Genomic DNA, 14,068 nt, shown 5'->3' with positions numbered 1-14,068 from the left:
ATGAAGATATACGTCACCGGATTGGGAGTTGTTTCGGGCATCGGTATCGGAGTTTCCGAAAATATAGAAGCGTTGAGACAAAGAAAGCATGGCATCGGAAAAGTAACTCTTTTTCCGACTGCTCTCGATGTGCCCGTATCCGAAGTGAAACGTAGCAATGAGGAACTAAAGCAACTGATCTCTTTACCTCCGCAACGCACTGTATCACGTACGGCCTTGTTGGGAATGATAGCAGCCAAAGAAGCAATGAAAGATGCGGGACTCACACCACCATTACGTATCGGTTTTATTTCCGCCACTTCCGTTGGCGGCATGGATTTGAGCGAGCACTTCTATGAATCTTTCAAGAAAAACCCGGGACAGGGACGGTTACGGGAAGTAATTTCACACGACTGCGGAGCCAGTACAGAATTGATTGCTTCGTATTTGGGTATCAATGATTTTATAACCACCATCAGTACAGCCTGCTCGTCAGCAGCCAATGCCATCATGCTGGGAGCAAGAATGATTAAACACGGGCTACTGGATGCTGCTATCGTGGGAGGTACGGATGCACTTTGCCGGTTTACGCTCAATGGATTCAACTCCCTGATGATTTTGGACAAAACACATTGCCGTCCCTTTGACCGCTCACGTACCGGATTAAATCTGGGAGAAGGTGCCGGTTACTTAGTGCTTCAATCGGAAAGTTCACTCCAAAGAACTCCTTATTGCGAACTTAGCGGTTACGCCAATACGAATGAGGCTTATCATCAAACAGGAAGTTCTCCTGAAGGGGACGGTGCCTTTCTGTCAATGAGTGAAGCTATCGCTTCCAGTGGTATTTCCCTTGAAAAAATCGATTATATCAATGTACATGGAACAGGTACTCCCGGCAATGATGCGTCAGAAGGCATGGCGCTCCGAAGAATCTTTGGAGAACACGTTCCGCCATTTAGTTCGGTAAAAGCTTTTATCGGACATACCTTAGGAGCTTCCGAAGGAATTGAAGCTGTTTACTCCGTTCTTTCAATAGATAAAGGGCTGATTTATCCCAACCTGAACTTTACGGATGCGATGCCGGAAACAGGACTGATACCGGAAACCTCTTTTCAAGAAGGAATCCCCATCCGACATGTGTTATCCAACTCTTTCGGTTTCGGAGGAAACGATTCATCGCTCCTCTTTTCCGCAACGAATTTTCCAGCATAAACGCACCTTTAAGTATTTAAGCCTATGCAGCCAGTTTATATTCAACGCATCGCTTCCATTCATCCGCCAAAGGATCATTCACCAGGAAATAATCGCCCTTATCTTCAGGCTTGCGAACCCGATTATAAGGATATTATCACCAATGCGACCTTGCGCAGACGCATGAGCCGTATCGTAAAAATGGGGGTGGCTTGCGGATTGGAATGTATGGGTGAACTATCTCCTGAAAAGATACAAGGAATCATCACAGCAACAGGATTGGGCTGCTTGACAGATACGGAAAAATTCCTGAACAACCTATTGGATAATGAAGAGCGGATGCTGAATCCTACTCCTTTTATCCAGTCGACATTCAATACAATCGGTGCACAAATAGCTCTGATTCATCAAATACATGCCTACAACATGACTTATGTCCACCGTGGACTTAGTTTTGAAAGTGCTTTATTGGACGCTATGATGAAAATAGAAGAAGGAAGCGAGAATATACTTGTGGGAGCCATCGATGAAATGACAGAAACCTGTTACACGATTCAGCAACGGCTGGGAATGCTGAAAGGGATAGCAGCCGGAGAAGGTGCTCAATTCTTTCTGTTAAGTCGGGAAGCCGGAGAGCATCCGTTGGCTGAAATACAGGGAATCGAAACTTTCATCAGGAAACAGACTACAGAAGAAATCAGCTCCCGAATCATCCGTTTTTTGCAACGAAATGGTTTAGAATGTCAGGATATTCAGTGGTTGGTTACCGGGAAAAACAAGAAGCCACACAATCAAGATGACTCTCACGAGCAAACTGTCGACAATGGCAACTCTATTTATGAAGAGCTTGAAACAAACCTTTTCCCGGAAAGTGTTCATCTTAGTTTTAAGAATGAATGTGGTGAATATCCTACCGCAACATCGTATGCGGTATGGAAAGCAGTGAACGAATCGGTCAACTGCACTACCTCGACCCATATATTGATTTACAATCATCACCACTCCATCAATCATTCATTGATTCTAATCCGGAAAAGCGTATGATAATCGTTTGCCTCCTTCTTTGCTTGCTCTTGCTCCTGTCTTTTCTCGTTTATGCCTCTTATAGCATTCAATCGGGAATTTACCTCCGGTCATTTTGCAAAAAGCATACTGCGGAAAAGATTGTCGCCCTGACTTTTGATGACGGCCCCGACTCCCTACAGACTCCCAAAGTTCTTCAGGTACTAAAAGAATATCAGGTAACCGCCTGTTTCTTCTGTATCGGTCATAAGGTAAAAGGGAATGAAGCAATCTTGCAAAAAATGGTGGCAGAAGGTCATCTGATTGGAAATCATTCGCATACCCATTCCGGTTTATTCCCGCTATACGGGCTCTCCAAGATGAAAAAAGACTTGCAAACTTGTCAGTGTGAACTAGAACGAGTAACTTCGCAGCCGGTTAGTTTGTTTCGTCCGCCGTTCGGTGTCACTAATCCAACGATTGCGAAAGCCGTTCGACAGTTAGGATATACCCCTATAGGATGGAGCATCCGTACACTGGATACACAACAAGCACCGGATAAAGTCCTTGCCAGGATTCGGAAACGTCTTGAACCGGGAGCCATTATTCTGTTGCACGACCGGATGCCGGACAGCGACCAGCTAGTGAAACAAATCTTGGATTTGCTGAAAGAACAAGGATATACCGTTGTCCGTCCGGACAAACTATTGGCATAAAATAAAAAAAGGTATGAGAACTTTATTAATATATTTATCGCTTTTCTTCTTGTCAATAGCCTCTACCCATGCCCAGGGCATGAAAAAGATGGCGCAAAAGACAGAGTTTGAAAGCCGCCTGGCAAAGGAGGCGCAAACCGTAGAGTCCATCGAAAGCGATTTCACCCAAGTGAAATATCTCGATGTATTCGATGAGAAGGTTACTTCCAAAGGGAAGTTCTACTACCAGAAGACCCATAAAATCTGCATGGAATATTTCCGCCCGATGGATTATCTCATCGTGATAAATGGCAGTAAGCTCAAAATCGTTTCGGATGGCAAGAAAAGCATCATGAATCTTAGTTCGAACAAAATGATGGCACAGATGCAGGATATGCTGACCGCGTGTATGATAGGCGACCTGTCTAAAATGTCGTCCAACTACCTGCTGGAGTATTTTGAAGACGCACGATACTATCTGGTTAAAATAAAACCGACCAACAAAGCGGTACAAGCCTATATTGCCGGTATAGAAATCTATCTGGACAAGAAAGATATGTCGGTACACAAACTCCGTCTGTCCGAAACAGCCACAAACTATACAGAATACGAATTCTATAATAAAAAGTTCAACTCCCTGAAGAATGAGACGAAGTTTGCGATTCGTTAGTCTGATGGTTCTGCTGTTCTTATGGATACAGATCCAGACTTCCTGCTCTCCACGGATGAGCGGGGAAGGAAGTACTGTGCTCCCCGCTATCGAACTAACACAAGGAGAAAGCTCGCAAAAATACAATATCCAACTGGATTTCATGAAACATCACATGAGCGGTATGCTAATAGTACGCCGTATGCCTGATAACGAAATCCGGATCGTAGCGTCTACCTACTTCGGACTAAGCCTTTTCGATTTTTCTCTTCGCAACGATCAGTTTACTGTCAACAGTTGCATTGAACCCATGAAAAAGGAAAAGGTGCTGAAACTTCTGGAGATGGATTTCAGACGTCTGTTCTTAAGTGGGAAAGATATTCGTGTGAAAACGACTAAAGACAGTGCTACTGAAAAAAGAACCAGTGGAAAAGGCTTTGGAAAGTCAGTGGTCTACATCATTGGCAATACTCCGGGCGATCCCGCACAAATAAAAATCAAACATCCGTGGATTCGGTTAACGATCCGTCTGGACAAACTATCTAAAGAGATTTAATATATGCTACTTGATAACTTCTATACCATCCTTTCCTCCGAATCATCGGACTCAACGATCTGGACTATCCAGGTAAAGTTGAATCCCGGGCATCCTGTTTATCAGGGACATTTCCCCGGACATCCGGTAGTTCCGGGAGTTTGCCTGTTACAACTTATCAAGGAATGTGTAGAAGACATTCGCCAGCAAAAATTGCAAGTAACACAAGTGTCTTCCTGCAAGTTTCTTTCGGCTATCAATCCTATAGAAACACCGCATATTTCGGTGGCACTGACTTTTAAAGAGACAGAAGAAGGTACACTTCAGTTGCAAGCGGAAGGGACTATAAAGAAGGAAGCTGTAAAAAAGAGTACTGTGAAAGAGAGCACTGTAGAGGAAAATACCGTAAAGAACGAATGTTTCATCAAACTAAAAGCTGCACTTACCCCGACAGTATGAAGGAACAAATAAGTACAGCCTATTGGCACGAGAAGTTGAAACAATTAGGGATCATCGTTATCATCCCAAGTTACAACAATGGAAAGACACTGGCGGACGTCATAGAAAGTGTACGTTTCTACGCCCCCGATATCCTTGTTGTCAACGACGGTTCTACAGATGAAACTGCCGAAATACTTAGCCGGGAATCTAACTTACATACCATCACCCACCCTGTCAATCAAGGAAAAGGAGTAGCTTTGAGACATGGACTATCCTTTGCCAAAAAGCAAGGATTCCGGTATGCTATCACCATTGATTCTGACGGACAGCATTTCGCTTCGGATATCCCTGCATTGATCGAAGCCATAGAAAAGGAACCGGACACATTATTGGTAGGTGCCCGTAACCTCGCCTCGGACAATATGCCGGGAAAGAATACATTTGCCAATAAGTTTTCCAACTTCTGGTTTACCCTCGAAACAGGTATCAAACTGCAAGATACTCAATCCGGCTACCGCCTGTACCCCATCCAACGAATGAATGTGGACAAGTGGTATTACACCGCCAAATACGAATTTGAGTTGGAAGCACTTGTCTTTGCTGCCTGGGGAGGCATTACCGTTAAAAACATTCCGGTACATGTTTATTATCCGCCACAGGAAGAGCGAGTTTCTCATTTCCGACCGTTCCGCGATTTCACCCGTATCAGTATCCTGAACACAGTACTGGTGCTCGTCACTTTCCTTTGGATCATCCCCCGGAACTTCTTCCGTAAACTGACCTGGAAGAACTGCAAGCAGTTTTTCTCGGATCATGTCACCCACTCCCCCGAATCTAATCTGCGGATCACGGCTGCCATCACACTCGGCGTATTCATGGGGATCGTTCCGGTATGGGGATATCAAATGCTAATCACGTTATTTCTGGCACATTTGTTCAGACTGAATAAAGTCATAGCTATTGTAGCAGCCAATATCAGTATCCCTCCGATGATTCCATTTTTGCTGTACGGCAGTTACGTAACCGGTTGCAAAGTGCTGGGAGATCCTGTCAATCTGCATTTAAACGAACTTTCTTTTGAAAATGTAAAATCAGTCATAGAGCAATATTTAATAGGAAGTGTTATCTTTGCAGTCGGTTGCAGCATACTGGCAGGAACCATCGCGTTCATTCTGCTCACGGCGTGTAGGAAAAAAAAGATATGACCCAGTTTTTTATCGGACTATATGATTATTTCGAGAGGCACAAGATTCTGTTCTATTTGTCACTCATCAGTTGTGTCCTGTTAATGGGATTCTTTGCCCTGCAAGTAAGGTTCGAAGAGAACATCACACAATTTTTCCCCGACACTAAAGATTCCCAGAACACAATCAAAGTATTCGACAATCTCAAGATTAAGGATAAGATTATCATTATGTTATCCTCGGCAGATACCTGCCACCGCGTAGAACCCGACTCCCTGATAGAAGCAGCCGGACAACTGCAACAAACCCTGACTGAAAAAGCCGGAGGAAAACTGATTAAAGGAATTCTCGCACAGGTAGACCAAAGCCTCATCCAAGGAGCCACAGACTTCGTTTATGAACATCTTCCGCTTTTCCTGACAGATACGGACTATCAACGCTTCGATTCCTTACTGACGGATAAAGGGATACAGGCTGTCATGCAAAAGAATTATACCAATCTCCTCTCTCCTGCCGGAATTGCATTAAGAAGCTATATTCTCCGGGACCCGCTCGGACTGGGAAGCGAAACCCTGAAACATTTGCAAGATTTCCAGTTGGAAGCCAACTACGAGATTTATGACGAACATATCTTCTCCAAAGACGGTTCCACCTTACTTATGTTCATTACCCCGGTATTCAGTACAGGCAGCACCGGAAAGAACGACGAACTGATAAAGATACTCGAAGAAGAGCTCAAGCACGTACAGGGAGAATCTCCTACCATTCGAGCTGAATACTTCGGCGGTCCCTCCGTGGGAGTCTACAACGCCCGTCAGATTAAGAAAGATACCATCCTGACCTCCTCTCTGGCACTGCTTATCATCATTGTATTCATCTCACTCGTTTTTAAACGAAAGAGATCGATACCGTTGATTATTACTCCAGTACTGTTCGGAGGATTATTTGCCCTGTTTCTCATTTTCTTTATCAAAGGAAGTATCTCCGCCATTGCAGTGGGAGCTGGTTCGGCAGTGATGGGTATTGCACTAAGCTATTCCATTCACATGCTGGCACACCAGAACCATGTTTCCACCGTTCAACAACTTATTAAAGAGATAGCCTATCCGCTTACGGTAGGTAGTTTCACCACTATCGGCGCATTTCTGGGATTGATATTCACCAGTTCCGATCTGTTACGCGACTTCGGATTGTTTGCCTCTCTGGCATTGGTGGGCACCACCCTCTTCTGTCTCATTTACCTGCCTCATTTTCTGAAAGGACAGGCAGACGTCAAACAGGGACGCATACTACGCATCATCGAGAAAATAAATGCTTATTCTTACGAAAAGAATAAATGGCTGGTAGGCGGCATCCTCCTCATTACAGTGATCTGTTTGTTTACTTCGCAAAAGGTAGGCTTCAACAACGATATGATGAGTCTCAACTATGAGCCCCGCCATCTCCAACAATCGGAAGAAAAATTACTGCAACTCTTCGACAACGACGAAAAGACCGTGCTTTTTGTCAGTGTGGGCAAAGACATGAATCAGGCTACCGAAATTTATGCAACGACCAATCAGAAGTTATCGGCACTGAAAGAGCAGGGACTCATCAAAGAGTATGCCTCCGCCTCACAGTTTCTGATCTCTCCGCAAGAGCAGCAAAAACGCCTGAAGAAATGGAAAGATTACTGGACGGATGAAAAACAGCAACAAGTCCGTGAACAGTTGGAAACAGTTGCCGCCGAATATCGTTTCCGCCCGGGAAGCTTCGAACCTTTTTATCAATGGATGAACCAGCCTTTCGGTGAATATCATTACACCGCGCAAGAAGACGATTTATCCGGCAAGCTATTGAATGAATGGCAAACCTCTGCCGATTCCATCACCATGCTTATCAGCCAGATACGGATCAGCGAACCGAATAAGGAAGCTGTGTACCAGAACTTTAATAAAGACCCGAATGTAGTCATCTTCGACCGTTCCTATTTTGCCAACAAATGGGTATCGGCCATCAATGACGACTTTTACCTGATTCTGTACATCTCTTCTTTCCTCATATTCTTTGCACTATGGTTCTCCTACGGACGTATCGAACTTACCCTGATGAGCTTTCTCCCAATGCTAATCAGCTGGGTAATCATCTTGGGATTGATGGGAATTCTGGGGATTGAGTTCAATATTATCAACATCATCCTGTCCACCTTTATCTTTGGCATTGGAGATGACTTCAGTATCTTCATTATGGACGGGCTACAAAACAAATACCGTACAGGTCAGAAGGTGTTGAATTCCCATAAAACAGCCATCTTCTTCTCCGCCTTCACCACAGTGGTCGGTATGGGAGCACTTGTGTTTGCCAAACACCCGGCTTTGCAATCCATTTCCCTGATTTCCATTCTGGGTATGATAGCAGTGGTACTGGTGGCTTATACCATTCAGCCACTCATTTTCCGGTTCTTCATCGCAGGCCCCGCTTCCAAAGGATTACCGCCTTATACGCTTATCGGATTGATACGTACCGTGTTGCTCTTCCTGCTTTTCTTTATCGGCTGCATCGTCCTCCGTATATTGATTATCCTGCTTTATCCGGTGCCTGTGCGCAAAAGCAGCAAGCAGCGTTTGGTGTGCCGCCTGATACAAATCACCTGCAAAGGAATTTTGCTACTGGCCACCGCCGTCAAAAAAGAACATATCAACAAAGCCAACGAACGCTTCCGGCATCCGGCAATTATCATTGCCAACCACCAGTCGTTCATCGACATTCTGGTATTGCTGTCTCTTTCATCTAAAATCCTGATGGTAACCAACCATTGGGTATGGCACTCTCCTTTCTTCGGAGCCATCATTCGTTATGTCGACTTCTATTATATAGGCGAAGGATACGAGCAATATATGGAACGGATGCGGAAAAAAGTGAAGGAGGGCTACTCCATCGCCATTTTCCCGGAAGGCACACGTACCTATAACGGAAAGATGAAACGTTTCCACAAAGGAGCATTCTATCTGGCAGAAGCATTGAAACTGGATATTCTGCCGATCCTGCTTTACGGTAATAACAAAATCATTGCCAAAGCACAGCCTTTCAATATCCGGAAAGGAATCATCTATACAGAAATACTTCCCCGTATACCACTAGACGATCTGTCTTTCGGAAGTACTTATCAGGAGCGTACCAAACGCATATCCGCTTACATGAAAGAGGTTTATGCCCGTATCTGCCGTGAACAGAACACGACGGACAATCCGGCGTTCTACGAAGCTCTTATCCAGAACTATATCTATAAAGGTCCCGTCGTAGAATGGTATATCCGTATTAAAGTAAAGATGGAAAAGAATTACCGGCTATTCAACCGGTTGATTCCCGTCCAAGGGCAAATCACAGACATCGGTTGCGGCTTCGGCCCGTTATGCTATATGCTGTCTCTGCTTTCCGAGGACCGGGAAATCCTGGGTATTGATTACGATGAAGACAAGATAGCGCTGGCGCAGCACGGATGGTTACGCAACGAGCATCTCCAGTTCAAGCATGGCAATGCATTGGAATATCCCCTGCCGGAAAGTGATGTCTTTATCCTGAACGACATGCTTCACTATATGAGCTACGAACATCAACAAACCCTATTGTTGAAATGTGCCGGTCGCTTGCGTTCACAAGGAATGATTATCATACGCGACGGAAATTCAGCCAACGCTTCCAAGCACCGGTTAACCCGGTTCACGGAATTACTATCCACCCGTATCTTCAACTTCAACCGGACAACCGGAGAGCTGTATTTCACCACTGAAACCCAATTACGGGAAATAGCAGTCGCCTGTGGAATGGCTGTCGAAATCATTCCTAATGACAAATATACATCAAACACCATTTACATATTTAGAAAACCGAACTAGTATGAGCAAATATGACATCATCATTATCGGCAGCGGCCTTGGCGGACTGGAATGCGGAGCGATTCTTAGCAAAGAGGGATTCAACGTATGCGTAGTAGAAAAAAATGCGCAATTCGGCGGATGCTTCCAGACTTACCAACGAAAAGGGCATCTGTTGGATACGGGTATTCATTATGTAGGAAGCCTGGATGAGGGTCAAGTGATGAACCAGTATTTCCGCTATTTCGGTATCATGGACAAGCTGAAAATAAAACGCTTGGACGATGCTGCTTTTGATACGATCTACTATAAAGGAAAAACATACGATTATGCAATGGGATACCCGCAGTTTATTGAAACCATCTGCCGTTCCTTCCCGCATGAGAAAGAAAACTTGAAATGCTATGCCGAACAGCTTCAGGCTGTCGGAAACCTGATTAGCGTAGACCACCTGAAACAAGGCACACTCGCTTTGGAGGGTATGAAATACTTTTGTACCTCTGCCGCCCATCTGATTGCGGATATCACTCCGGACCCCGCCTTACGAAATGTACTGGCAGGTTCAGCTTTACTCTACGGAGGTTTGAAAGATGTCTCCACTTTCTACCAGCATGCCATGATTAATCACTCCTATATTGAAGGCGCCTACCGTTTTGTAGACGGAAGTATGCAAGTCAGTCTGGAGCTAATCAATGTAATCCGGGCAAACGGAGGGACCGTGCTCAATAACAGTGAAGCCACCCGCATCATCGTTGAAAACGAAAAGGTACAAGGGGTTATCATCAATGGAGAAGAGCGACTGGAAAGCGACTTCGTCATCTCCAATATGCATCCCCAACGGACATTGGAGATACTGGATAAAAACCGTAGCATCAAGAATGCCTATATTTCCCGCATCCGTTCGTTGGAAAATACCTACGGCATTTTTACGCTCTACCTGGTAATGAAGAAAAAAAGCACTCCTTATCAGAACCGCAACCTGTATCTGCATGCGAACAATAAAGTGTGGTATGACAAACTGCTCTATCCGGGACGGACCACCAACTGTATGATTTCCATGCAAGCGTCTTCCGAGGACAGTCAATATGCCAGTGTCATTTCCATCCTGACACCTATGTATATAGATGAACTGTCTGCCTGGAAGGACACGACTCCCGAACATCGGGGAGAAGACTACCAATCCTTCAAAAAGGAGAAAGCAGAACAGATTCTCCGCTTCATCCGAGGACATGGCATTGACCTTTTAGAAAACATAGAAGAGATGTATGACACTACTCCATTAAGCTATCGGGACTATACAGGAACAGTGGATGGTTCCGCGTATGGGATCATCAAAGATTATAAATGTCCGCAAATTGGTTTCGTATCTACAAGAAGCCGCTTGGGAAATCTCTTTTTCACCGGGCAAAACCTGAATGTGCATGGTGCATTAGGGGTAACACTAACTGCCATGCTGACTTGTGCGGAGTTTGTAGGACAAGAATATCTGGCTAAAAAAGTAGGAAATGCATAGAATAGTCAAAAAGACACTCCAATACACGGGCTTCCTTTTCCTGTCGCTCATCGTTCTATTGATAGCCGGAATCAGCTATCTCTACTTTTCTGCGGATATGCAAACGCCCAAACATGAGCAAAGCATGACCACAGACAAAGTGATTGATATAGACAGTCTCCACCTCCGGTATTATGGAGATAACTTTCTCCGGCACAGCGACAGCGGCTTATGGGAATTATTTGTGAAAGGGGATGCTTTCCAGAGAGGAGAAGCTATCGGGCAACTGTCTTCCGACCTGCTCCACTATCAAGAGAAAGTGTTCGTGGATCAGATTCGTGAGATTGTTCCTTCAGACAGTTATCTGAAATTCCTCCGGTTCTTCATTGTATTATTCAACCGTAATCTGGGTGAGAACGTCCTCGAAGAATACCGCGACGAGATCTACGGAATCTCGCTATCATGTACGCATGAATACGACTTCATCGGCACTCCTTACGAACGCCAGTTGAATTACCATTCGGCACACGACCTGGGACATGCCATGCAAGATTATATGTTAGTGGGATGCAGTTCGTTCGCCACTTGGGGAACACAAAGTGCAGATTCATCCCTGCTGATCGGACGTAACTTCGATTTCTACGTAGGAGATGCCTTCGCAGAGAACAAGCAGGTGGCTTTTTATGTACCGGAGCAAGGATACAGGTTTGCTTCCGTGGGATGGCCGGGTATGATAGGAGTGTTATCCGGCATGAACGAGACAGGTCTTACCGTGACAATTAATGCTGCCAAATCTGCTGTCCCGACAGGTTCCGCTACCCCCATTTCCATCCTGACCAGAGAGATTCTGCAATATGCAGCCACTATTGATGAAGCCTTTGCCATCGCCCAAAAACGGGAAACATTCGTCTCCGAATCCATATTGATAGGTTCTGCCAAAGACGGCAAGACCGCGATTATCGAGAAATCTCCGGAGAAAACTGTGCTTTTCACCGGAAAAGAAGCCAATCGGCTCATCTGCACCAACCATTACCAATCGGAAGAATTCAGCAAGGACGAACGAAACATGGAAAATATCCGCACTTCCGACAGCCCATACCGTTTTGCACGATTAACGGAACTCATTAATGAGAATCTTCCGATCAATGTCTCCAAAGCCGCCTCTATCCTGCGTGACCACAAAGGCCTGCAAAACACAGACCTGGGACTGGCCAACGAAATGGCCATCAATCAGTTTATTGCCCATCATTCCGTCATCTTCCAACCGGAGAAACGGCTGATGTGGGTATCGACCTCTCCTTGGCAATGTGGGAAATACGTAGCCTATGACCTGAATAAGATATTCAAGGACACGATTGATTGGCAACACGAAATATACAGTTCCGACCTGACCATTCCGGAAGATAAATTCATCGACACACCGGAGTTCCAGCATCTTCTCACGTATAAGAAACTGACTCCGCTTTTATTGAAGAAAATCAGAAAAAAGGAAAAGATAGAAGAATCTGTTTTAAAAACATACCAAGCCTCCAATCCTTCCCTATACTATGTATATGAAGTAATAGGAGATTACTACGAGGGCATGCAGCAACCTCAACAAGCTATTGCATACTGGCAACAGGCATTGAAGAGACCTATTCCCAAGTTGCAAGAGAAAGAACGTATCCAACAGAAAATTCAAAAACAATCCAAAGATGGAAAAGAATCCTGAAATTCAGTTCCGCTCACCGGAAGATATCAAAAGCTATCAGGAAGAACAGTTAGCCAAAGCGTTAGCCTACCTGCAAGCACATTCCAAGTTCTATCAACAGATGTTTGCCGAACATCACATTGATATCAATCAAATAAAGACGATTGAAGACTTGCAACAGATCCCCGTCACTACCAAGACGGACCTGCAACTCCATAACGATGATTTCATCTGCGTAGACAAAGAGAAAATTATCGACTATGTGACGACTTCGGGCACATTGGGAGATCCGGTCACTTTCGTTCTCACCTCTGAAGACCTGGACCGTCTTTCTTACAACGAATACTTATCTTTCACCACCACCGGATGCACCAAGCAAGATATTCTTCAATTGATGACTACCATCGACCGCCGTTTCATGGCAGGCTTGGCATATTATATGGGAGCCCGCGAACTGGGTATGGGAGTGATCCGTGTAGGCAACGGCATCCCGGAACTGCAATGGGACACAATTCGACGGATACATCCGACTTGTGGAATGGTAGTCCCCTCTTTCCTTATCAAACTGATAGAGTTTGCCGAAAAGAATCATATCAGCCATAATACCTGTTCCATGCAGAAGTGCATCTGTATCGGAGAAGCATTGCGCAATCAGGAATTCCAGTTGAATACGCTCGGACAGAAAATACACGATAAATGGCCTGCCTTGCAGTTGTATTCCACTTATGCCTCCACCGAAATGCAGTCGTCCTTTACCGAGTGTAATGAATTCCACGGAGGGCATTTGCAACCGGAACTTATCATTGTAGAGTTTCTGGATGATAACAATCGTCCTGTGGAAGAGGGAGAAGCAGGGGAAGTGACGATCACGACGCTCGGAGTCAAAGGTATGCCGTTGCTCCGTTTCAAAACAGGTGATATTTGTTACCACCACACCGATCCCTGTGGTTGCGGGAGAAATACCATCCGCCTAAGCTCCATCCTCGGCCGGAAAGGACAAATGATTAAATACAAAGGAACGACGTTGTATCCGCCTGCATTATTCGACATTCTGGATAATATACCTTCGGTAAAAAACTATATCATTGAAGTTTATACCAATGAATTGGGAACGGATGAGATTCTGATTCGTATCGGAGGCGAGAACCGTAGCGAAGCCTTTGCCAAAGAGATTAAAGATCTGTTCCGTTCGAAAGTCAGAGTGGCGCCAAGCATCAATTTTGAATCGGCAGAGTACATAGCCAAGATACAAATGCCTCCGATGAGTCGAAAAACGATAAAATTCATTGATTTACGATAATTATTTTCTACTTTTGGAAGTTAGTAACCAACTATATCACTTTAACATTAACGTAT

11 protein-coding genes are annotated in these 14,068 nt (G+C 44.8%); all 11 read left to right on the top strand.

Annotation, left to right across the window (positions count from 1 at the left end):
* Genes BSCG_RS07600 through BSCG_RS07650 form a run of 11 tightly spaced genes read left to right on the top strand, consistent with a single transcriptional unit; the run spans position 1 to position 14,012 of the window.
* A complete protein-coding gene (locus BSCG_RS07600; RefSeq protein WP_004311043.1) occupies positions 1-1,191 on the top strand; it encodes a beta-ketoacyl-[acyl-carrier-protein] synthase family protein in 1,191 nt (396 codons plus the stop codon).
* A gap of 24 nt (positions 1,192-1,215) precedes the next feature.
* A complete protein-coding gene (locus BSCG_RS07605) occupies positions 1,216-2,214 on the top strand; it encodes a beta-ketoacyl synthase chain length factor (protein WP_008776727.1) in 999 nt (332 codons plus the stop codon).
* Positions 2,211-2,888, top strand: a complete 678-nt coding sequence (locus BSCG_RS07610; protein WP_004324729.1) for a polysaccharide deacetylase family protein — start codon at positions 2,211-2,213, stop codon at positions 2,886-2,888. The genes BSCG_RS07605 and BSCG_RS07610 overlap by 4 nt, the downstream gene beginning before the upstream one ends.
* A gap of 13 nt (positions 2,889-2,901) precedes the next feature.
* Positions 2,902-3,537, top strand: coding sequence for a LolA family protein (locus BSCG_RS07615; RefSeq protein WP_004305460.1), 636 nt, complete (start codon positions 2,902-2,904; stop codon positions 3,535-3,537).
* Positions 3,512-4,072, top strand: coding sequence for a hypothetical protein (locus BSCG_RS07620; RefSeq protein WP_004305461.1), 561 nt, complete (start codon positions 3,512-3,514; stop codon positions 4,070-4,072). Before BSCG_RS07615 ends, BSCG_RS07620 begins: the two co-directional genes overlap by 26 nt.
* A gap of 3 nt (positions 4,073-4,075) precedes the next feature.
* Entirely contained in the window at positions 4,076-4,510 is a 435-nt protein-coding gene (locus BSCG_RS07625) for a 3-hydroxylacyl-ACP dehydratase (protein ID WP_004311046.1), read from the top strand.
* Complete coding sequence (locus BSCG_RS07630; RefSeq protein WP_008776725.1) at positions 4,507-5,697, top strand: DUF2062 domain-containing protein; 1,191 nt, start codon at positions 4,507-4,509, stop codon at positions 5,695-5,697. Before BSCG_RS07625 ends, BSCG_RS07630 begins: the two co-directional genes overlap by 4 nt.
* Entirely contained in the window at positions 5,694-9,551 is a 3,858-nt protein-coding gene (locus tag BSCG_RS07635; RefSeq protein ID WP_004311048.1) for a trifunctional MMPL family transporter/lysophospholipid acyltransferase/class I SAM-dependent methyltransferase, read from the top strand. Before BSCG_RS07630 ends, BSCG_RS07635 begins: the two co-directional genes overlap by 4 nt.
* Position 9,552: 1 nt before the next feature.
* Positions 9,553-11,043 (top strand): phytoene desaturase family protein, encoded by a 1,491-nt coding sequence (locus BSCG_RS07640; RefSeq protein WP_032849646.1) that lies wholly within the window; start codon positions 9,553-9,555, stop codon positions 11,041-11,043.
* Positions 11,036-12,733, top strand: coding sequence for a C45 family autoproteolytic acyltransferase/hydolase (locus tag BSCG_RS07645; protein ID WP_008650502.1), 1,698 nt, complete (start codon positions 11,036-11,038; stop codon positions 12,731-12,733). Before BSCG_RS07640 ends, BSCG_RS07645 begins: the two co-directional genes overlap by 8 nt.
* Complete coding sequence (locus BSCG_RS07650; RefSeq protein ID WP_008776723.1) at positions 12,717-14,012, top strand: phenylacetate--CoA ligase family protein; 1,296 nt, start codon at positions 12,717-12,719, stop codon at positions 14,010-14,012. Before BSCG_RS07645 ends, BSCG_RS07650 begins: the two co-directional genes overlap by 17 nt.
* Positions 14,013-14,068: the final 56 nt, after the last annotated feature.

Source organism: Bacteroides sp. 2_2_4, from assembly GCF_000157055.1.
Taxonomy (GTDB): Bacteria; Bacteroidota; Bacteroidia; order Bacteroidales; family Bacteroidaceae; genus Bacteroides; species Bacteroides ovatus.
This window is presented reverse-complemented; position numbering and strand designations above follow the sequence as displayed.